We start from the raw sequence: 20,761 nt of genomic DNA, 5'->3' as shown, positions 1-20,761 counted from the left end.
ATAAGTAGTATGCCAATCCATTGTTTAAAAAAAGGATGAAACTTAAATTTGGCGTTCGCTCAGCTCATTGGAGACAATACCTATTGAAATCGCTATGTGGCGCTTTTTGCCGTTTCTTGATACGGTTAAACAATAATCAAACACATGTGCAGATAAGTAATGACATCAGAGAAACCTTCTTCTCGATCTCAAACAGGCTTTTTCAGTGAATCGGGTGAATTAGGGGGAAGCCATGCGCAGTTCACCGAAATTTGTACTGCGCTCTATGAGAGAGAATTATTGACACTTGCTCATTTGAACACAAACAATGCTTCGATGATAAAACGTCGAATGGGTGGCCTGCCCTATCATATTCGAAGCGTTGCTCGCTTTATGGTTACACAACTTCAATTTTCCCCTCCGCTGAAAGTCGATACGCACAATGGAAGTTGGTTTGCTAAGCAACCGGGTAAGTGTCCTGGTTCAACGCAAGATAATGAAAAGTGCGTGCAATGGTTCAAGAAGAATACGGATTACGGTTTAGTTGTTCCTGTACTTGTTCAAAGCATTGAAGGACTTACGATTGAACTTGATTCTATTGATATGTTTCGCGAGTCTAGGGATAAGATTCATTTAAATAAGCATGGTTGGTTCGATATAGGCGAAGGCCAATTAACTAAAAAATGCGCGTCACAAGATGCTATTAACATTCAACCGATTGATGAACTATCAAAAAGCGTATTCTCTTCGTCCCAACTATCAAGCACAACACTTACGTTGCTAAAACCTACTAAAGCTATAATGAGTAGTGCTTGCTGCGGTCATATGTGGAACTATAAATCAAAATCTAGCCCGCGTTCTCTTTCGTTACGAGAGATGCGCTTATCCACTCGGCTCAATTGGAAAAATTTCACTTCAACACGCAGCAAGCAATAATTATTCACTTTTACTGCATGGTATTTCACTAATCCGAAAACCATCTTTTTAAGTTTTTTAGTATATGCATCCTAACAATCTGCTTAAGCGATATTAAGATTTACTCAATATGACGTAAAGTGTTAGGCACCTTCAGCCTAAAGAGCGAATATTAGGATAGCCATCCTAAATAATTAAAAGATAGTTTTTTATATACGAAAAATATACTCATTATCGTAAACAATGGTTGACCTCTCCCCGTCACATGGGTACATTGTCGCTATCAACTTGGTCAGCAAAGAAACAACAGCAAATGCGTATTCGTTTTCTTCTTCTATCTCTACTCCTTATGGCAGCCAGACTGCACGGGTAGATTGCGACCAGCGATTTAATTTCACAAAAACCCGTGCCAAGCACGGGTTTTTTTTTAACTATTCAACTGAGAGAGCGTCATGACAAATCAAGTGAAGATCTTTGATACCACATTGCGAGACGGTGAGCAGGCCTTACCTGCAAGCCTAAGTGCCAAAGAGAAATTACAGATCGCGCTGGCGCTCGAACGCTTAGGCGTAGATATTATTGAGGCGGGTTTTCCCGTGTCTTCTCCTGGTGACTTCCGCTCTGTACAAATGATTGCAAAAGAGGTTAAAAACTCTGTTGTTTGTGGCCTATCTCGTGCTTTGCCAGGCGATATTGATGCCTGTGGTCAAGCGCTAAGCGTTGCAGAACAATTCCGTATTCATACCTTTATTGCTACCTCCGAAATTCACGTTGGCGCTAAGCTTCGCAAGTCACAAGATGAAATTGTAGAAATGGCGGTGAAGGCGGTTAAGCATGCACGTCAGTACACAGATGACGTAGAGTTTTCGTGTGAAGACGCTGGTCGTACTCACATCGACTATCTATGCCGCATGGTAGAAGCTGCGATTAATGCCGGTGCAACTACCGTGAATATCCCAGATACAGTGGGCTACACCACACCTACAGAGTTCGGCGGTATTATCCAGCAATTATTCAATCGCGTACCTAATATCGACAAAGCCACAATCTCCGTTCACTGTCATAACGACTTGGGCTTAGCCGTTGCGAATTCATTGGCAGCCGTGGAGCAAGGTGCAAGACAGGTAGAGTGCACGATTAACGGTATTGGCGAGCGTGCCGGTAATGCATCGCTTGAAGAGATAGCCATGATCTTACAAACCCGTAAGAGCATGTTGGGCATTGACACCAATATCAACTCAACCGAAATTTCTCGCACCTCTAAATTAGTTAGCCAGCTTTGTAATATGCCGGTTCAGGCCAACAAAGCCATTGTAGGTGCCAATGCGTTTAGTCACTCTTCAGGTATTCACCAAGATGGTGTCTTAAAAGCGCAAAATACCTATGAAATTATGACGCCGGAAAGTGTAGGCATTAATAAGAATAATCTAAACTTAACGTCTCGCTCTGGCCGCCACGTAATTAAGCACCGCTTAACAGAGTTGGGTTACAAAGCAGAAGACTACGATTTAGAAGCCGTGTATGACGCATTCTTAAAGCTAGCGGACAAGAAAGGTCAAGTATACGACTACGACCTTGAAGCATTATTGTTCTTCGATAAGCAAAAGCACGACCAAGCGCACTTCCAGTTGCTTTACCTTCAAGCAAACTCAGGCCGTGAAATCATTCCAAGCGCTACGGTCAAAATGAAAGTGGGCGATGAAGAAATTACCCAATCTAGTATTGGAAATGGACCTGTAGATGCGGCGTACAAAGCTATCATGTCTATACTGGGTCACGAAGATTTAGAAGTTGTCGACTTTAAACTAGATTCAAAAGGTGAAGGTGCCGATGCCTTGGCACAAGTGAGCGTTATCGCCACATATAAAGGTCGCCGTTTCCACGGGATTGGGCTTGCTACAGACATTGTAGAAGCCGGCGTAAAAGCTTTGATCTTCGTATTAAATAACACTTATTTAGCCGATCAAATTGATCAGCAGAAAAATCAACAAGAACGCGTTGCAGGAGTATAAATGAGCCAGTATTCAATTGCCGTATTAGCCGGAGACGGTATCGGCCCAGAAGTTATGCAGGAAGCCAATAAGGTTTTAGATGCTGTTGAAAAGAAGTTTAACGTTAGCTTAAACCGTACTGCATACCCTGTAGGTGGCTACGCCATTGATACTGAAGGTGAAGCTCTGCCCTCTAAAACTCTATTGGGCTGCGAACAAGCCGATGCAATTTTGTTTGGCAGTATCGGCGGCCCTAAGTGGGACACCTTGCCGCTAGAGCAGCGCCCAGAGCGTGCCGCATTGCTTACCCTTCGCAGCCATTTTGACCTGTTCAGCAACTTACGCCCTGCTCGCATTTATCCGGGCCTTGAAAGCTTATCTCCTCTTCGAGAAGACATTGCAAAATCAGGCGTAGATGTTTTGGTTGTGCGTGAGCTAACCAGCGGTATCTACTTTGGTCAGCCGAAGGGCCGAGAAGGTGAAGGCGAAGAAGAATTCGCGTATGACACTATGCGCTACAGTAAACGTGAAATTCGCCGTATTTCGATTGCAGCGTTTGAAACAGCACAGAAGCGTCGCGGCAAAGTGACGTCGGTGGACAAAGCTAATGTATTGGTTACTAGCCGCCTATGGCGTGAAATTGCTGAAGAAGTAGCAAAAGACTACCCAGATGTAGAACTTGATCACATCTATATCGACAACGCTACTATGCAAATCATGAAAAACCCAGCACAGTTTGACGTCATGCTATGTTCAAACCTATTTGGCGATATCGTTTCTGATGAATGTGCCATGATGACAGGCTCTATGGGTTTGCTGCCATCGGCAAGCATGAACGAAGAAGGCTTCGGTCTTTATGAGCCAGCCGGCGGCTCAGCGCCTGATATTGCAGGTCAAGGCATTGCTAACCCTATCGCACAAATTTTATCAGCCGCTATGATGCTGCGTTTCAGCATGAACTTAGGCGATGCAGCAGATGCTATCGAAAAAGCAGTGGTAGCGACACTAGAAGCAGGTGTACTTACGGGCGAGTTATTACCTGCAGATAAACGCAGTCAAGCGGCAAGCACGTCGCAAGTAGGCGATGAAATCGTTAAACAATTAATGGCGCAGGAGTAAAAACATCTCATGGCCAAGACCTTATATGACAAAGTGTGGCAAGCCCACATTATCGACCAAATCGGTGAAGACAGTTTAATTTATATCGATCGCCACTTAATTCACGAAGTGACGTCGCCTCAGGCATTTGCTGGTCTTAATGAAAAAGGCCGCAAAGTACGACGTCCTGACCGCACGGTTGGCACCATGGACCACAGTATTTCAACTCGTTCATTAGCAATCGATGCCTGTGGACCAGCCAATGCACTTCAGCTACAAACCTTGGCAAAAAACTGTGAAGATCACGGCATTCAGCTATTTCCAGTGGGTCACCAAAAGCAAGGTATTGTGCACGTTATGGGGCCTGAATTAGGTTTAATTCAGCCAGGCATGACGGTGGTGTGTGGTGACTCACATACTGCGACTCACGGTGCATTTGGTGCGCTGGCCTTTGGTATTGGTACCTCTCAGGTAGAGCATGTTCTAGCTACGCAAACGCTAAAGCAAAGCCGTGCTAAAAGCATGCTGATTAACGTTAATGGCAAGCTTCCTGTAGGTATTACCGCAAAAGACATCATTCTTGCCATTATTGGGAAGATTGGACACGCTGGAGCTACTGGCCATGTTATTGAATACGCAGGTGAAGCTATCCGCGGTTTAAGCATGGAGGAGCGCATGACGGTGTGCAACATGAGTATTGAAGCTGGCGCGAAAGCTGGCCTTGTTGCACCAGATGAAACAACATTCGCCTACCTTGAAGGTCGTGAATACGCACCGAAAGGCCAAGACTGGGAAGACGCAGTTGCTTATTGGAAGACCCTTTATACCGAAGAAGGCGCAACCTTCGACACTGTGGTTGAACTTGAAGCAGCAGATATCGCTCCTCAGGTTACTTGGGGTACCAACCCAGGTCAGGTCATTGGCGTAAACGCACCGGTACCAGCCCCTGAAGATTTCTGCGACCCGATTGAAAAAGAAAGCGCGGTAAAAGCACTCGAATACATGGGTTTGAAGCCAGGCGAAAAGCTAGCTGATATTCCGGTAAATCACGTATTTATTGGCTCATGTACTAATGGGCGTATTGAAGATATGCGTGCAGCGGCACAAATTGCCAAGCGCGGTAAAGTCGCCGATTCAGTAACAGCTATTGTTGTTCCGGGGTCTGGAAATGTTAAGCGCCAAGCAGAAGCTGAAGGATTAGATAAAATCTTTATCGATGCTGGCTTTGAATGGCGTTTGCCGGGCTGCTCAATGTGCCTTGGTATGAATGACGATAAACTAGTGGCAGGCGATAGATGTGCTTCTACCAGTAACCGTAACTTTGAAGGCCGACAAGGCCGTGGTGCGCGTACTCATTTAGTAAGCCCAGCAATGGCTGCTGCTGCGGCAATTACCGGTCGCTTTGCTGACGTTAGAGATTATCAGGAGTAATTTATGTCTGAACAAGGTTTTACACAACACACAGGCATTGCTGCGCCGCTTGATCAGGCGAATGTCGATACCGACCAAATTATTCCAAAGCAGTTTCTAACCGGCGTAACGCGTGCTGGCTACGGCAAGCACTTGTTTCACGACTGGCGTTATTTGGATTTAGAAGAGAAAGAGCCAAACCCAGCGTTCGCGCTGAATAAGCCTGAGCACAAAGGCGCAAGTCTATTACTAGCTCGCGAAAACTTTGGTTGTGGATCAAGCCGAGAACACGCGCCGTGGGCACTTGCCGACTTTGGATTTAAAACGGTTATTGCCACCAGCTTTGCTGATATTTTTTACGGCAACTGCATTAATAATCAGCTAGTGCCTGTTGCATTATCAAGCGAACAAATGGACGCTTTGTTTGCTGCAGTGAAGGCAGACCCAGCAACTAAGATCACCGTTGATCTTCCAGCGCAAACGGTAAGTTTTAACGATACAAGCTTCAGCTTCGTTATTGCTGAGCATCACAAAAATAACCTTATTAAAGGCTTAGATGCTATCGGTCAAACGCTTGAACTCACAAGTGCTATAGAAGCCTTCGAAGATAAACAGCCCGTGTGGTTGTAAAAGCGTGGGGCTTTAGCGCTTAACAAAGCCCTAGCATGACACATGGGTGCTGTCGCGAGATGGCACCCTGTTTATTTCTCTCATCTATGCCTCTACCTTAACTTCGCATCAAGACGTCTAATACCAGTCCGCATTAAAAATATCAGTTCACCTGATTTGAGCTATAAGTAACTTCTCGGCACATTTACACGTCACACGTTTTCTCACGAATTCGTTAATCCTATATTCGCCGACTCTAGCTATACTAAAGACTAATAAACTCCTCACTTTTTTCACTGGAATATCGTACTATTCGTTTCTATTGTAATTGAAGGCTATGGCAACGTTGTGCCTCACAGGAGAGATAATGCTAGAACAGGTACCCATTGATGATTTGCAGCCAGGAATGTACGTCAATCAAGTACTTGAACAAACAGGTTCACTTAAAATGCGCTCTAAAGGCATTGTGAAAACCCAAGCCATTATTGATAGTCTAAAATCGAAAGGTATTTTAAGCGTCGAAGTAGATCTTGCGAAATCTAAGCTGCCTGAGCCAGCTGTGCCACCCGAGCCAGCTAAAGAAAAAGAGCCTGAAGTGACTAAACCGGTTGTTAAGCCAGTGGGTCGTGATTCAATTAACGAAGCCAACGAGCTTTACAGCAGCGCAATTGCCATTCAAAGCAGCTTTTTAAAGTCGCTTAAAAATGGGGCGGTAAAAGATTTGTCTCCCATGGAGTCGCTTTCGCAAAGCCTGATCGAAAGTGTATTTGATAATAAAGATGCGCTGAGCTGCCTGACTATGATCAAGGATACCGACCAGTACCTTCTTGAGCACAGTATTAATTGCAGTGTACTAAGCGGCATTTTCTGTGAGTTTCTTGGCTATGACAGAGATACCACAGAGCAAGTGAGTTTAGGTGCCCTATTGATGGATATCGGCATGTCTTCCCTGCCAGATGAAATTCGCAATAACACAGGCGAATTTTCCAGTGATGATTGGGAAGTGATGAAAACCCACGTTGAAATTGGTGCAGACCTAGTTGAACAGTGTGGCGATATTTCTGACCTATCGCTACGCATCATTGAAGAGCATCACGAGCGCGTTGATGGAAGCGGCTACCCGAGAGGATTGGTTGGTGACGAAATCTCAGAGTTCGCGCGTATTGCTGCCATTGTGGATGCATACGATGCCATGACATCTAATCGTACGCACAAAAACAGTATCACGCCTACTCAGGCGCTAAAGCGACTAACTGCGACAGATAACTTAGACCAAGAATTGGTAAAACAATTTATCCAGTGTATTGGCGTGCACCCTGTAGGTTCTTTGGTACGTTTGAAAAGCGGTAAGTTAGGCATTGTAAGTAAAATTAATCCCAAAGACCCTGTAAGCCCTCACGTTATGACTTTCTACAGCGTTACCTCGCAACATTTTAATGAAGTGAAGCGAATTGATTTAAGCCAATATGATGATGAGATTGTTTCAGGGGTTCGCCCAGAAGAGTTTAGCTTGAACCTGCCTAAATTCTTTAAAGACGTGTTTGTGAATCAAATGCCGCTTTAGCCCCATGTTAAGCCTACTGTCGGGCCCGCTATTGGCAAGGCGAAATACTACATAAAGGCCCTAATTTCAGGGCCTTTTTGATATAACATCAACCTAAATTTATAACAGGTATTTCTGCTCTAATCGATGAAACAACTACCAGTCAGTTAATGCCGCCATGGTAAAGATTTCGTCTTCAAAAGAAAGCACCACGCGCTGCGCTTCAATATTCACAATTTGCACTCTATCGGCAATCCAGTCGCCCTCGCCTATTTGACGCCCATTGACTCTGACCCACCTATCGGCTGGTCGAGAAGCATACATGTGTGCACTAAAATTCATTGTAGGAAGGCGCGTTAGCAAGCGAACGGGCAATTGATCGACACGAGGCAAGTCGTCCTTAACTGTGACTTTAGTTTCTTCTTCGGCCGGAGTATCGTCTTGCGCTTTTGAGTCTAATGCCGCCACAGCAGCGTTAAAGCGCGCCATAAGCTCTGGCGACACTGATACGTCAGATTGAGGTGCGGTTTCGTTTAACACTGTACCTTCGTAATCTTGTGAAGACTGAGTTTCGCTTGAGTTACTACCCTGTGTAGCCGCTACACTGTCATCTGCTTTGTTGCTTCGCGCAATGTCGGGCTGTGTGTTTGGCTCAATGGCTGCTTCGCTAGAGGAGTTCGTGTTGGCAACTATATCGACAGCTTCGTCTTTAGGAACATTCGAACTGCCACTTTGTGTACCCGTCTGGTCTGTAGGTTGTGTTTGTTCACTTTTATTTTCCGAAGTAGCGGGCATTTCGCTACCGCTTTGCGTAGCGACAAGCTCCGAAGTATCCTCGCTTTTGTCTTCCTTTTCAGCGCTGGTTTCGGATGCTGTCGTAGGTGCCGCCGTGTGCGCTGTTAACATCGGCCACCAGCGCTTGGCTGTGGCTGCGGAAAAGCCAATGCATAAACCGCCAAGAATAACGACGGCAAATAGCGCAACTTGCTTAGTGTATAGCTTCCACGCCGAAGGTAATCCTTCTACTGTTGGCAAAAACAAACTGCGATTAAACTGCTCATTGAGCGATTTATCAAACGTGGCGCTTGTATCATGCTCGCCGCGAAGCAAAGCTTGGGTTTGCGTTCTGTGATGTGTAGTCGCGGGGGCTATTTCCACGGTTTGCTCAGGGTCTATTTCAACCTCTTGCACACCCATTTCAGCCAAGCCCTGCACCATGGCGTCGCTGGTCACTAAGCCCGACTTTCTAATTTTAACCGGCCCGTTCTGCTTGATGATTTGGACAATCACCATGCCGGGCGTTAGATTTTCAATGGCAACGATATTAGACATACAAGCTCCCTAACCCGTAACCGAAAATAATGGCCAAAACAAATGCCGATGCCAGATACCATTTACGCTGGCTTTGTACGCGCTGACTGACAACATCTTCACCTAGAATTTGCTCTGCCGCGGCCAAGAATATAGGCTTTTGCACAACCGCATGCTGCTTAGTAAAAGATAAGGTTAACGCCCGGTCGCACAGCAAATTAATTACCCTTGGTATTCCCCCAGTAATCTGATGCACCGCGCGCAATGTAGACTTACTGAAAATACTGATATCACCTTCAGCCACGCTTAAGCGGTGTGCTATGTAAGCACTAACTTCTGGCGCAGTTAAGGGCAGCAGATGATAACGAGCGGTAATGCGTTGAGCTAGCTGACGTAATTCGTTACGCTTTAACAACTGCTGTAATTCAGGCTGACCAATCAGTACGACCTTTAACAGCTTTTCACGGTTTGTTTCAAGGTTGGTCAATAAACGAAGTTGTTCTAATACTTCAGGCAGTAGATGCTGTGCTTCATCTACCATAAGTACCGTGTTAATGCCTGCTTGGTGATTTTCGGCCAGCTTAGACAAAATTAAATCAGTAAAATACTTAAGGCTGGCTTTCTCTGGTGTATAGGGTAAGCCTAGTTCATCACACACCGTCGCTAATAGCTCAAGAGCAGATAAGGTAGGGTTTAATATCATAGCTACCTGGGTATTGTCCGGTAGCTGCTGCAACAATTTTCTTGAAACTGTGGTTTTCCCAGTGCCCACTTCTCCGGTGAGCATCACAAAGCCACCGCTTTCCCTAAGGCCGAAGGTCAAATGGGCTAATGCCTCTTTGTGTCTTGGGCTCATATACAAATAATCGGGGTTAGGCGCAATCGAAAAAGGATTGTCATTTAACCCGAAGTAGTTCAAATACATGGTTGCTGAAGCGCCTATCTGTTTTAATTTTTAACGACGATTAAACTACCAGACGCAACCTTGAAGTGAAAGCGCATAACGATGTGGCGACGAATTTTATTTGTAACATTGCTATACTGCGCCACTATAAATTAAGACTGTTGAATACGGTTATACGCCAAATATCAACACGTCTAACTTTTACTGACAAAAAGACGATTGGAAGAGCATGCAAGTATATCTCGTTGGTGGCGCAGTACGTGACGCACTGTTGAACAGAAAAGTTGTAGAACGCGACTATGTAGTGGTGGGCGCCACACCGCAAGAAATGCTTAGCCAGGGTTATACCCAAGTAGGCAAAGACTTCCCTGTTTTTTTACACCCAAAAACACAGGAAGAATATGCGCTAGCTCGCACTGAACGTAAATCAGGAAAAGGCTACACGGGCTTTGTTTGTGACGCTTCAAGTACCGTAACTCTGGAAGAAGACTTACTGCGCCGAGATCTTACCGTTAATGCAATAGCCCAAGATAACCTTGGAAACCTTATCGACCCTTATGGTGGTAAAAAAGATTTAGAAAACCGCATACTTCGCCACGTATCAGAAGCCTTTAGTGAAGACCCGCTTCGGGTATTTCGCGTGGCACGCTTTGCTACCCGCTATGCTTATTTGGGCTTTAACATTGCCAGTGAAACTATGGTACTTATGCAGAATATGGCCCAAAGCGGCGAATTAAGCACGCTAAGCGCAGAGCGCGTATGGCAAGAAACAAAGCGCAGCCTTTTAGAGAAAACACCCCATGTTTTTTTCACTGTATTAAACCAAGCCCATGGCCTTAATGACTGGTTTGCTGAACTTGAAAGTCACTTAGATTCTGCTTTGGCAACATTAAAAACGGCGGTAGCGCTAGAAAAGGCTGAAAGCAGCGATTCAGAAACCGATAGGCTGATAACAAGGTTTACTGCCCTGCTCACTCACCTTAGTGAGGAAGAAGCGAAACAGTTATGCAGTCGGCTCAAAGTGCAAAACCAAGTTAGTGAAGTCGTCAGCCTTGCCTGCAAATTCAAAGGCTTTCTTTTGAACGCGCAGAACTCGCCCGCCGATTTACTTGCCTTGTTCAATGGCTGTGATGCGTGGCGTAGAGAGGAACGTTTCACATTATTACTTAGCGCTTTTGCGCCTTATGCTCATAACAAGGGCGTAGCTTGGCAACGCCAACTAAAGCGCATTGAAAGTGCATTAGCCGCCGCCAACCAAGTGAACGTGCAAGATATCATTGCCACGGGCGTTAAAGGCCCTGAAATAAAAGACGCGATTAACCGGGCAAAGCTATCCGCTATTGCCTGTATTAATACATAATTGTGCTAAAGCAATGATCGAAAGAAAAACGAACGGACGCTTTCTCTCACCCTTAGCGTCACCACTTTTTTATTTACTTTTCACCGTTCTCCTTGCGCTTTCTGGTTGCACTGAAGAGACGCGCGTATTACCTGTTCACGAGTTTCGCTTTACCCCGGAGCCAGTGAGGAAAGCTGCGCTTTCAGACGATGCCCGTCTTGCGGCATTCATTTTTGACGACTCCTCGGTGTCTGTTTGGGATGTTGATGAAAAACGAGAGCGCTACAAATGGCATAGTGACGTGCTTGATGAAGAGTCACTGCACCTAATTACGTTTTCCAAAGACAAGGCATGGTTAGCGCTCACAGGCTATTGGAGCACTACACTGATTAACTTGCACTCAGGTGATGTCGTAGGAAGTTGGCATTTTAGTGGTAAAGATCCCGGCGCCACAGCGTCATCAACTTCCCTATCCCACCATGGTGACAGCGCACTAGTTGGTATGACTGACGGTACCGTATTGCTACTAAATTTTGATAACAGCACAGCATTGCAATACCAGCACAATACAATGAAAGTGCTTCATGTAGGCTATCTTTCTGATGGCTATGCGTTTTCTGGAGGGATAGATAAGCGCTGGTTTCTATGGGATTTAGACAAAAACGATGTGCTGCTGGAAAGGCAATATCGCAGTCGAGTTACCGCTTCAGTGCTAGACAATAGAGCTCAGCGAGCTTTTATATCCGATGCGCTGAACAGCCACGAAATTATTGATCTCGCCACCCATGAAGTGATGTCTGAACTACAATTTATGGAACGTTTCCGCTTTTTCCGAAAAGGGTTATTTTTAGAAAACGGTGACTACCTAATGACAACATCACCCAAATCAGTGGTGACGCTATGGCATGCTAACTCTGGCGAAGAGATAGCCTCATGGGAAATTAAACGCTACTCAAGCGAAGCCACAACTCACGCTATTACACTTAACGAGAATGGTGATGTTGTTACCCTCTCCTCTGATGGCGTGCTTCAAAGCTGGGATTACCGCGCAATAGCCAACCCTCTTTAATTCCATTGGTCCAGAACTGTAAACTGACTACTACTTCGAAATTTCACGGGTTGAAAGTGAGGATAAAGTGAGTAAGCTCGATTTAACCCACTTGCATTTACTTAACGCCAACAGTGCCAACCCGTTAGCGTCAGAATATGTATTTACCTACGGTGTGCGAATTTAACGCCAGTTTTTCTCAATGTTTTGGTATAGCAATGCTACAATACGCCCCATTCATTTAGAGCGTTTTTTATACTATGACTTTCGAAGAACTCGAATTAGACGAAGCACTGTGTCACGCAGCTGCCGATATGGGGTTTGAAACTCCAACTAGCATTCAAGAACTGGTTATCCCGCATGCGTTGGATGGACGAGATATCTTAGCCTCTGCTCCTACAGGTACAGGTAAAACAGCCGCATTCTTATTGCCTGCGTGCCAATTTTTACTTGATTACCCGCGCAGACAGCCTGGTGCTACACGCATTTTGATCCTAACACCTACCCGCGAGTTAGCGTTACAGGTTTACGAACAAGCCCTAGCCATAACAAAGCACACGCAAATTGTGTGCGGCGTGATAACCGGCGGTATTAACTACGGTACCGATAAAGAAACCTTAAGCAAGAATCTTGATATTCTTGTGGCTACACCAGGTCGCTTGCTTGAGCATATCGAAAAAGAAGCCGCAGATTGCCGAGATATCGAGTGTTTAATTCTTGATGAAGCTGACCGCATGTTGGATATGGGTTTCTCAACGGTAGTTAACCAAATTGCTGCCGAAGCGCGCTGGCGCAAGCAAAACCTACTGTTCTCAGCCACGTTAGAAGGTAAAGGGGTTAAAACCTTCGCCCACGACATTCTTAACAACCCTGAAGTTGTGGAAGCGAACCCGTCACGCAAAGAGAAGAACAAAATTCATCAGTGGTATCACCTTGCTGATGACATGAATCACAAGCAAGCCCTGCTGGTAAATATATTAAAGCAAGAGACGACTACATCTGCTGTTGTTTTTGTAAAAACTCGTGACCGCTTACAGATGCTAAAAGATTTCTTAGCGTCTAAAGACATTCCAGTGTGTTGGCTACAAGGCGAAATGCCACAAGACAAGCGTAATGCAGCCATGGCTCGCTTTAAAAGTGGTGAGGTACCAATCTTATTGGCAACTGACGTTGCAGCTCGTGGTATCGACGTACCCAATGTAAGCCACGTTATTAACTTCGACATGCCGCGCAAAGCTGACATATACGTACACCGTATTGGCAGAACCGGTCGTGCTGGTGCCAAAGGTACTGCAATATCGTTGGTAGAAGCCCACGATTTTGACATGGTAGCCAAAACCGCACGTTACATGGACGAACCGCTTAAAGCTCGCGTTATTGACGAGCTACGCCCCAAAAACAAAACGCCTAAGATTGGCCCCAAAAAGAAGAAAGTGAAGGCCAAAGACAAAGCCAAGGCAAAAGCTAAGCCTAAAAAGAAAAAGTAAAACTTGAGCACGTTAAGGGTGAGTGATGCGATGGCCGAAGGTTGGGAGTGGCTTTCGCAAACACGCGGTAAACACATCCATGTGCGCTCCACTGCCGCATCCCTGCGGCAGAGGGTTTGCTCAAACCACTCCCAACCTTCGTCCTGAATAGTCTCAAGCACTCGTTTAATGTATTCGAGCTTATTTCAGGAATAAAGAAAGAACGAGGAGTCTGGCACAATGAAGTTCCCAGAAAAAATTGTTTTAGCCACAGGTAATCAAGGTAAGGTGCGTGAGTTTGCATCCTTGTTTGCAGATTACGGTGTAGACGTTGTGGCGCAAAAAGAATTAGGTGTATCTGATGTGCCTGAAACAGGCACAACGTTCGTTGAAAATGCCATTATTAAAGCGCGTCATGCGGCAAAAGTAACTGGCCTTCCTGCTATTGCCGACGACTCAGGTTTAGTAGTCGACGCTCTTGGCGGTGCACCTGGTATTTATTCAGCCCGCTATGCTGGCGCTGATGCAACTGACGATACCAATATCGACAAGCTATTAACTGCCCTTGATGGCGAGAGCCAGCGTAAAGCGCATTTCTTCTGTACATTAGTGTTTATGCGCCATGCTGACGACCCAGTACCATTAGTTAGCCAAGGTAAATGGCAAGGCGAAATCTTAACTGCTCGCTCGGGTAACGACGGTTTTGGTTACGACCCTGTTTTTCACGTGCCAACTCATGGATGCACTGCGGCAGAACTAGAAAAAGCCGAAAAGAACCGCATTAGCCATCGCGGCAACGCCCTAGCGATTTTGCTTGATAGTATGAGAGCGACTTTTGCGTAATCCTCCGCTTAGCCTCTATATCCATATTCCTTGGTGTGTTCAAAAGTGTCCGTACTGTGATTTTAACTCTCACGGGCTTAAGTCTGACTTGCCCGAAAAAGAATATGTGGCGCATCTGCTGGACGATTTAGCCATTGATGCAAAACGCATTGACGACCGCCCTGTGGAGACTATCTTTATAGGCGGTGGCACGCCCAGTTTGTTTTCAAGCGAAGCCATGGCTGACATCTTAAACGGCGTTAAACAGCGGGTTAATTTGAGTGACACCGCTGAAATAACCATGGAAGCCAACCCAGGTACCGTTGAAGCCGGTAAGTTTGCAGGCTTTTATCAGGCAGGCGTAAACCGAATATCGGTAGGCATTCAAAGTTTTCAGCCAAAGCATTTAAAGGTGCTAGGTCGCATTCATAATGAAAGCCAAGCTGAAAATGCGGTAAAACAAGCACACAGCGCCGGGCTACCTACGTTTAATTTAGATCTTATGCATGGATTGCCGGAACAAAGCGTAGAGAATGCTATGGCAGATTTAAAGCAAGGTATTGAGCTCGATCCTTATCACCTGTCGTGGTACCAGCTTACTATCGAGCCAAATACGCCTTTCTATTCCAAGCCGCCGGAGCTACCTGACGACGACATTCTGTGGGAAATACAGGAAAAAGGCCACAGCCTTCTAGAGCGTGCGGGCTATCACCAGTACGAGATTTCAGGCTACGCTAAAGCAGGGCATCAATGCCGCCATAACCTTAATTACTGGCGCTTTGGCGATTACTTAGGTATTGGATGCGGTGCACATGGGAAGATTACCGATGCCGCTAACGGCACTATTCATCGGACCGTCAAAGTGAAGCATCCAAGAGGCTATATGGAAATGAGCCGCCCGTATTTAGATACGCAAACGCTGGTTAGTGCAGACGATCTGCCGTTTGAATTCTTTATGAACAGGTTTCGTTTAGTTGAGCCTTGCCCGATGAGTGATTTTAATGACTTCACAGGTACTGAGTTAACGGATGACGTTAAGCGCGCATTGTCTGATGCTCATCACCAAGGGCTACTTTCTATTTCAGATAGTCACTGGCAGGTAACTGCTAAAGGACGTAGATATCTCAACTCCCTACTGTCGTGCTTCGTTTAAACCCGCTCTTTTAAGCTCTTTGCTTTCCTGGTTTCTATAAGGACTTAGAACGAAAAAGCCTGCTCGCGCAGGCTTTATTATTCTAATGATCTTTTAATAGATAGTATTACTCTTCTAACTGCGTCTAGTTTTCGCTTTCGTCGTGACGAGTAATGATATTGTAAGGTTTAAAGGCAGGTACGCTAGCGCGAAGGTTTTCTTCTGCAACGTCTAAGCGTTTGAGCTTTTCACAAAACCACTCTGCTTTTTTACGCAAGGTGGTGGCTTTGTCGCCTACATCCAGGTGCTCGCCTACGTTATTTAGCTGACGAGTAATTTCCGCTACTTTCTCTTGGTTAACCTCGCCGCTTCCCGTATTAATGCCGCTAATTGCCGATAATATACCGCCTACTGAGGTAGAAATTGCTTCCTCAAGCTGTGCTTCTATTTCACTATCAACAAATTCGTCAACGCTTTCCAGTGACCCGGGGCCGATAAAATAATGATTACTGGCGTGCCTGAATTTATCTTTCACGCGATTTTGCACGCGCTTCATAGCAGCGTTTAATCGTTCATAGCTATCGTGGTCGCTACCAACTAAACCTAAATACACGTGTTCAATGGTGTCAATCGCCAAGTCCACACCTTCGGTAGCCAAAATAATCATTTTGGGAACCACATAGTGCAAACCTGAAGAATACTCGTTAAGCCACTGCTTTTCTTGTTCGCTTAAGGTTTGCCAACGCCCGCCTATGAACAGTTGGTTTTGGTCATTAATCTGAACTACGGTGCGGGTTTTATCCATTACACGAAGCTGCGCATTGTTTACGGCAATACCGTAGGCAAAATCGATGTTGCACGTATATTCAGCTTGCGCCGATGTACTGAGTCCAGCGAATAAACAAATTGTGAAGAGAAAAGCCTTAAGGCGCGATATCATTTTCATACCATCATTGTGGCTAGCTTACTAAGAAATAAAAAGCCATCATGAGTCTAACGTGCTAAAAATCAGGTTGAACATGTCGAGATGATCATTTTACGCAAATCGTAAATGGGTCATTAATGAGAACGATAAACATCTATATCTTTAACGTTCAGACCTAAAACAACAAAGCACGCATTATAGAGCGTGCTTTGTTGATAAAAAGTCTCAGTATCAGATACTAGACGAAAGACTAATAAGAAAGGATGTAGATCTTTACCTACACCTATTCGTCGGTGTAGGTGCGTACCAAACGTACATATATGAATCGGTCTTTTTCTTTTATGGAATGGCTAGCGTTAAAGAACGCAACAACCCATGCTCGGTCTGGATCGTCCGCTGAAGGGGTAGAAGTCCAAAAGTCATCCGGCGGCGTTGCAGGAAAAAGTGAACTATTAATGGCAGGTCGCACGCAGTCTCGTTCTGTTAACGTTGCCAACTCTTTAACGTTAGGCAAGCGCCACCCCAATAAATCATCGTTGCTCGCCTGCTGCGCAAGCTGTAAGGCCTGCTGCCACGTATATTTTACCGCTTCACCATTACACGTAGAGCCATCCCACGTTTGCCCTTCCGAACAACGCATCCACACCAAATCTGTTGTGGTATCTAGCAAGGTACTAGTAGTAACCGCTTCGAAATTATCATTTGGTGTTGTTTCAAGCCCATCTGATAGACATTCTTGGGCATGAACCGACACAGACGTACCTATAAGTAGTGCAGATGCAGCGAACAGGTTAATTGAAGTAGTCATTGATTTTTTCATCACTTTTTTGGTGGTCGTATTAACTAGCTTACTCATGACTATCTCCCTGCTCTAACTAAACGAACACGTGCGGCTGACGACTTGTTAAGAAAGTTATCTACGCCCGAGTCAAAATCTAAAGCCCAGGCATTTTGCGCATCGTCGCTATTCACCCCGTCTGCACTAGGCACGGATGTCCAATACCATAGCGGTTCGGTAGAGACTGCGCCTGTATTAGGGAAATAATCTTCATCAATAGCAACATCGTCGGCAATGCCTAAGTGCATTAAAGAAAATAGTTCATGATGAGTAGGTAAACGCCAGTCGTAAAAACCACACAAGCCTTGCGCATTTACAGCTTCAACATACGCAGATGTGTTGCAGTTAGTTAATAAGCACGTTGCATTCGAACCTGTTTCATCACCTTCAAATCCACCATTTACCTCGTCGCTATACCAAGAGTATGTATAGTCTTTGTCTTGAAATGCACCGTCGTCGGTTTTCACTTCCCATACTAGTCCGGTTACGTTATCTCGAACGCACGACCATGTATCAGCACTGGCATCCTGCTCATCACCGTTAGCGTTTAAGCGCGTGAAGTCAAACCCAGCTTTACCCCGCCCTGCTTTTTCTATTAAACCGTTTTGCTCAATAATATCAGCGCCTCGTTGCCCGTCCTGCCCAGGAAAGTCGTTTTGCTGCGCTTCGGTTAATGCATTATTGGTCGCTTGCTGTAAAAAACCTGTATCGTTTAAAAGCGGCGTTGGCATCGGGCGTATATTTACGTTAATCGTGTCTTCAACGCTATTGCCGTTGGCGTCGGTGACAGTAAGGGTATAGGCCACAACAGTAGAGGACGATACAGAAGGTGCTATAGCAAATGTGGATAGTGCATCATTGTCATCTACTGCGCTAATTTCAGCATTTGAAGCTAGCGTAGTGCTTGAGGAAACGTTATTACTGCGCTCCCATGAATAAGTAAGCGGCAAAGCACTAGGAATACTAGTGCTGGCCTCGCCATCTAAAATAACCACTTCTCCACTAAATACGCCTTGAGAATAACCCGCATCAACAACTGGTAAGGTTTCAGTTTCAGATTGAACAGAAATGGTGACGGTATCGGTATCAGTAGCCCCTTCACTATCGGTCACTTCTAGCTGAAAGGTAAGCTGCTGTGCATCGTTGGCGATGGGCGTTACGATAGTCAAAGTAGAAAGGTTAGTTTCTACACCGGTTATCACATTGGTCCCGCTGGTTTGAGTCCACGTGTAATCGGCTATTTCGCCCTCTGTGGCAGTCGAATCTGAGTCACTACTACCAGTACCATCAAAAACAACTTCAACACCACCGGGGAAAGTGTTCTCTGCTAAGTCGTCCCATTCAGGAACCTCTATACTGGCTTCAGGGGCGATATTTACAGGCGCAACCGTAATTACTGTAAAGTCACTGGCTGTATTACCGCTCTGATCATTAACCGATACGGTCAATGTATATTCAGTGGCACTATCCACCAGCGGCGCTTCGAAGCTAGCGGCAGAAGAACTCGTGTCTTCATGGGTGATGGTTAGTGACGGAGATGCGCTCCAATTATACGTGTAAGTGCCATCACCTCCGCTTACCTCTGCACTAAGTGAGTAAGTTACGCCTTCTGTCACTGTGGCATCAGGGCCAGCATTTATCACTAAATTACCGTTACCCGATCCCCCATCGCTTGAGTCACCATCACCGCCTCCGCCGCCACCGCAGGCAGCTAAAATAAATGCGCCGCCCAAAATGGCTAGTCCACGCGCCACTGTACGTGGTAAATAGCCTGAAAATGAAGACTTAATTAATTGCATACATACTCCCATCGCACTTAGTGCTGAAAAGCCCAGACGCAGCGCGTGAAAAAACTCGATATAGATGGATTCGCTAAGCGGCTTATGGCCTCTGTTGCGTTACAAATAGCGGTTAAGGTAAGGTGTGTTTCAATTTATTCGCGACTAATCTCGCTTCTTGCTCTTCGGACATCGTAACTTGCAGAGCCTCGAGCTGCTTTTTACCTACCGCCACATCAGTCATGTCGTAGATCATCATGCTAATGAAGTCCACCGTTCCTGTTGTGGAGGTAAGTGGAGATAGCGTGATGTTTTGATACATAAATGACTCACTACCTGTAATCGGCCGGTAGTTAGGAAACTTGAACAAATACGGGCGCTGCTCCCAGGTCATGAAAGCGCGAGTTTTTAAGTCGAAGACAGGCTTAGCTTTTTTCATAAACCAGTCTTGCTTAATTGAAGGGAAAAGCGAGAATAACGTTTTGTCTCTTACCTCACTCGGCAAAAGTCCACTGTGACTTTCCATAAAGCCATTCCATACCTGTACGGTAAAATTACGATCAAGTACAACGATCCCCACATCTACCGTTTGTAGCATGTCCATCATCCAATGGAATTCTTGTAACTCATCTAAATGCTGGCTCATTAGAAATCCTCCAACAAGTGGGCAAGCTTTGAATTCATCATTTTCATGGATTCTTCAGTGAACAACAAAATCAAATCGCATTGAACGTTATAGCCTTCAAGCCCATAGCTAAGCTCTATCGCCAATGTTCGCTTCCACTTAATTTGATTCATACTAATAATTTCAGTGATGGCACGGTGCTGACCAAGCACAATAGGATGACCTTGGCTGAAGTTAATATCCATCTGAGTTGCTAACCCACTCAAACAGGTTCCAATTAGAATACTCGCTGCATCCATAAGCAGCTCTAATTGAAGCTGGTCATCTACTTCACCTTCAACGTTTAGAATCTTTGCAACATCGTCAAAGCTTGAATCGCTTAAAATACACAGTGCTTCGCCACTTACTCCGGGTCCCAAAAATCCTTGGCAAACAGCGGTAACCTGCTCGTGGCTTTCAATATCAGAAAGCATCATGTGAAGCTCTGAAACTTCAATGAGATTAACGTTAGGTATGGGAAGTTCTACGAAGACATTCATGGTGCGCGCGAGGTGGTCGCCTGCTTGGCCCATTGCGATATTCGTTATCTCTTGGTAACAATCGCGAATATCAGGGTCAAGCGGCGTAATTTCTTCTCGCTCTTCTTCCTCGGCGTGAAGAATATTATATTTATCAAGAACCACAGCAAGCTTCTTGGGGTCCACTGGCTTGCGGATAAAGTCTAGCGCCCCTAACGACGTCACTCTTTCGTGCGCTTCCGGCTGAATATCGCCAGATACCACAATAACTTTGGTTTTAAGACCACGCTGTTTAATTGCCTCTAACGTACCGTATCCATCAAGAACAGGCATGTTCAAATCTAAGAGTAAAAGATCGCCTTTACCATCGGCGAGCGCAGTCAAAGCATCTTGGCCATTTTTTGCAAAGTGCACGGCTACGTCCCAATCTTGGGGGAGGCACTTAGCCACTTGCTTGCGCGCAACTAACGAGTCGTCACATACGAGTACTGAAAACATTAAGTTCTTTTA

18 protein-coding genes are annotated in these 20,761 nt (G+C 45.4%); 11 read left to right on the top strand and 7 right to left on the bottom strand.

Features of this window, described 5'->3' with window-relative positions:
- Positions 1-159: 159 nt before the first annotated feature.
- From ACXAGK_RS02500 to ACXAGK_RS02475, 6 genes are all read left to right on the top strand, one after another.
- On the top strand, positions 160-915 hold the full coding sequence (locus ACXAGK_RS02500; protein ID WP_474853894.1) for a hypothetical protein: 756 nt from the start codon (positions 160-162) through the stop codon (positions 913-915).
- A gap of 431 nt (positions 916-1,346) precedes the next feature.
- Positions 1,347-2,906 (top strand): 2-isopropylmalate synthase, encoded by a 1,560-nt coding sequence (gene leuA, locus ACXAGK_RS02495; protein WP_474808415.1) that lies wholly within the window; start codon positions 1,347-1,349, stop codon positions 2,904-2,906.
- Entirely contained in the window at positions 2,907-4,004 is a 1,098-nt protein-coding gene (leuB, locus tag ACXAGK_RS02490; protein WP_474853892.1) for a 3-isopropylmalate dehydrogenase, read from the top strand.
- A 9-nt stretch (positions 4,005-4,013) separates the two neighbouring features.
- Positions 4,014-5,414: a 3-isopropylmalate dehydratase large subunit gene (gene leuC, locus ACXAGK_RS02485; RefSeq protein WP_474853890.1), complete on the top strand. Its 1,401-nt coding sequence runs from the start codon at positions 4,014-4,016 to the stop codon at positions 5,412-5,414.
- 3 nt (positions 5,415-5,417) lie between these two features.
- Entirely contained in the window at positions 5,418-6,023 is a 606-nt protein-coding gene (leuD, locus tag ACXAGK_RS02480; protein WP_474833658.1) for a 3-isopropylmalate dehydratase small subunit, read from the top strand.
- Positions 6,024-6,369: 346 nt separating this feature from the next.
- On the top strand, positions 6,370-7,566 hold the full coding sequence (locus ACXAGK_RS02475; RefSeq protein ID WP_474853889.1) for an HD-GYP domain-containing protein: 1,197 nt from the start codon (positions 6,370-6,372) through the stop codon (positions 7,564-7,566).
- 135 nt (positions 7,567-7,701) lie between these two features.
- Here the strand turns inward: ACXAGK_RS02475 and ACXAGK_RS02470 are convergent, their stop codons facing one another.
- Entirely contained in the window at positions 7,702-8,877 is a 1,176-nt protein-coding gene (locus ACXAGK_RS02470) for a general secretion pathway protein GspB (RefSeq protein WP_474853887.1), read from the bottom strand.
- Positions 8,870-9,781 carry an ExeA family protein gene (locus ACXAGK_RS02465; RefSeq protein WP_474827516.1) on the bottom strand — a complete coding sequence of 304 codons (912 nt, stop codon included), beginning with the start codon at positions 9,779-9,781 and terminating at the stop codon, positions 8,870-8,872. The genes ACXAGK_RS02470 and ACXAGK_RS02465 overlap by 8 nt, the downstream gene beginning before the upstream one ends.
- A 208-nt stretch (positions 9,782-9,989) precedes the next feature.
- On the opposite strand from ACXAGK_RS02465, the gene ACXAGK_RS02460 reads away from it, so the two are divergent.
- The 5 genes from ACXAGK_RS02460 (at position 9,990) to hemW (ending at position 15,588) form a co-directional block, all read left to right on the top strand.
- Positions 9,990-11,120, top strand: a complete 1,131-nt coding sequence (locus ACXAGK_RS02460; RefSeq protein ID WP_474853885.1) for a tRNA nucleotidyltransferase/poly(A) polymerase-related protein — start codon at positions 9,990-9,992, stop codon at positions 11,118-11,120.
- Between the two features lie 13 nt (positions 11,121-11,133).
- A complete protein-coding gene (locus ACXAGK_RS02455; protein WP_474853883.1) occupies positions 11,134-12,168 on the top strand; it encodes a WD40 repeat domain-containing protein in 1,035 nt (344 codons plus the stop codon).
- A 239-nt stretch (positions 12,169-12,407) separates the two neighbouring features.
- The gene (gene srmB / locus ACXAGK_RS02450) at positions 12,408-13,634 is read left to right on the top strand and encodes an ATP-dependent RNA helicase SrmB (RefSeq protein WP_474853881.1); all 1,227 of its coding nucleotides are present in this window, start codon (positions 12,408-12,410) and stop codon (positions 13,632-13,634) included.
- Positions 13,635-13,853: 219 nt separating this feature from the next.
- Positions 13,854-14,456, top strand: a complete 603-nt coding sequence (locus ACXAGK_RS02445) for an XTP/dITP diphosphatase (protein WP_474808433.1) — start codon at positions 13,854-13,856, stop codon at positions 14,454-14,456.
- Positions 14,449-15,588, top strand: coding sequence for a radical SAM family heme chaperone HemW (hemW, locus tag ACXAGK_RS02440; RefSeq protein WP_474853879.1), 1,140 nt, complete (start codon positions 14,449-14,451; stop codon positions 15,586-15,588). The genes ACXAGK_RS02445 and hemW overlap by 8 nt, the downstream gene beginning before the upstream one ends.
- Before the next feature lie 124 nt (positions 15,589-15,712).
- Here the strand turns inward: hemW and ACXAGK_RS02435 are convergent, their stop codons facing one another.
- The 5 genes from ACXAGK_RS02435 to ACXAGK_RS02415 form a co-directional block, all read right to left on the bottom strand.
- On the bottom strand, positions 15,713-16,507 hold the full coding sequence (locus tag ACXAGK_RS02435; RefSeq protein ID WP_474808437.1) for a YggN family protein: 795 nt from the start codon (positions 16,505-16,507) through the stop codon (positions 15,713-15,715).
- A gap of 268 nt (positions 16,508-16,775) precedes the next feature.
- Positions 16,776-17,348, bottom strand: coding sequence for an Lcl C-terminal domain-containing protein (locus ACXAGK_RS02430; protein WP_474853877.1), 573 nt, complete (start codon positions 17,346-17,348; stop codon positions 16,776-16,778).
- Positions 17,349-17,350: 2 nt separating this feature from the next.
- On the bottom strand, positions 17,351-19,129 hold the full coding sequence (locus tag ACXAGK_RS02425; RefSeq protein ID WP_474853875.1) for an Lcl C-terminal domain-containing protein: 1,779 nt from the start codon (positions 19,127-19,129) through the stop codon (positions 17,351-17,353).
- A 112-nt stretch (positions 19,130-19,241) separates the two neighbouring features.
- Positions 19,242-19,754 carry a PAS domain-containing protein gene (locus tag ACXAGK_RS02420; RefSeq protein WP_474808440.1) on the bottom strand — a complete coding sequence of 171 codons (513 nt, stop codon included), beginning with the start codon at positions 19,752-19,754 and terminating at the stop codon, positions 19,242-19,244.
- A complete protein-coding gene (locus ACXAGK_RS02415; RefSeq protein ID WP_474853873.1) occupies positions 19,754-20,749 on the bottom strand; it encodes a response regulator in 996 nt (331 codons plus the stop codon). The genes ACXAGK_RS02420 and ACXAGK_RS02415 overlap by 1 nt, the downstream gene beginning before the upstream one ends.
- Between the last annotated feature and the right edge of the window lie 12 nt (positions 20,750-20,761).

It is taken from the genome of Alteromonas sp. ABM1_013 (genome assembly GCF_056160505.1).
This window is presented reverse-complemented; position numbering and strand designations above follow the sequence as displayed.

What these genes read in the sequence shown, in the direction of transcription:
- ACXAGK_RS02425 (WP_474853875.1), bottom strand. Translation starts at nt 19,129, where the DNA reads ATGCAATTAATTAAGTCTTCATTTTCAGGCTATTTACCACGTACAGTG.
- ACXAGK_RS02455 (WP_474853883.1), top strand. Translation starts at nt 11,134, where the DNA reads ATGATCGAAAGAAAAACGAACGGACGCTTTCTCTCACCCTTAGCGTCA.
- ACXAGK_RS02470 (WP_474853887.1), bottom strand. Translation starts at nt 8,877, where the DNA reads ATGTCTAATATCGTTGCCATTGAAAATCTAACGCCCGGCATGGTGATT.
- ACXAGK_RS02475 (WP_474853889.1), top strand. Translation starts at nt 6,370, where the DNA reads ATGCTAGAACAGGTACCCATTGATGATTTGCAGCCAGGAATGTACGTC.
- ACXAGK_RS02415 (WP_474853873.1), bottom strand. Translation starts at nt 20,749, where the DNA reads ATGTTTTCAGTACTCGTATGTGACGACTCGTTAGTTGCGCGCAAGCAA.
- ACXAGK_RS02435 (WP_474808437.1), bottom strand. Translation starts at nt 16,507, where the DNA reads ATGATATCGCGCCTTAAGGCTTTTCTCTTCACAATTTGTTTATTCGCT.
- ACXAGK_RS02465 (WP_474827516.1), bottom strand. Translation starts at nt 9,781, where the DNA reads ATGTATTTGAACTACTTCGGGTTAAATGACAATCCTTTTTCGATTGCG.
- ACXAGK_RS02430 (WP_474853877.1), bottom strand. Translation starts at nt 17,348, where the DNA reads ATGAGTAAGCTAGTTAATACGACCACCAAAAAAGTGATGAAAAAATCA.
- leuC (WP_474853890.1), top strand. Translation starts at nt 4,014, where the DNA reads ATGGCCAAGACCTTATATGACAAAGTGTGGCAAGCCCACATTATCGAC.
- leuA (WP_474808415.1), top strand. Translation starts at nt 1,347, where the DNA reads ATGACAAATCAAGTGAAGATCTTTGATACCACATTGCGAGACGGTGAG.
- ACXAGK_RS02460 (WP_474853885.1), top strand. Translation starts at nt 9,990, where the DNA reads ATGCAAGTATATCTCGTTGGTGGCGCAGTACGTGACGCACTGTTGAAC.
- leuB (WP_474853892.1), top strand. Translation starts at nt 2,907, where the DNA reads ATGAGCCAGTATTCAATTGCCGTATTAGCCGGAGACGGTATCGGCCCA.
- srmB (WP_474853881.1), top strand. Translation starts at nt 12,408, where the DNA reads ATGACTTTCGAAGAACTCGAATTAGACGAAGCACTGTGTCACGCAGCT.
- leuD (WP_474833658.1), top strand. Translation starts at nt 5,418, where the DNA reads ATGTCTGAACAAGGTTTTACACAACACACAGGCATTGCTGCGCCGCTT.
- ACXAGK_RS02500 (WP_474853894.1), top strand. Translation starts at nt 160, where the DNA reads ATGACATCAGAGAAACCTTCTTCTCGATCTCAAACAGGCTTTTTCAGT.
- ACXAGK_RS02420 (WP_474808440.1), bottom strand. Translation starts at nt 19,754, where the DNA reads ATGAGCCAGCATTTAGATGAGTTACAAGAATTCCATTGGATGATGGAC.
- ACXAGK_RS02445 (WP_474808433.1), top strand. Translation starts at nt 13,854, where the DNA reads ATGAAGTTCCCAGAAAAAATTGTTTTAGCCACAGGTAATCAAGGTAAG.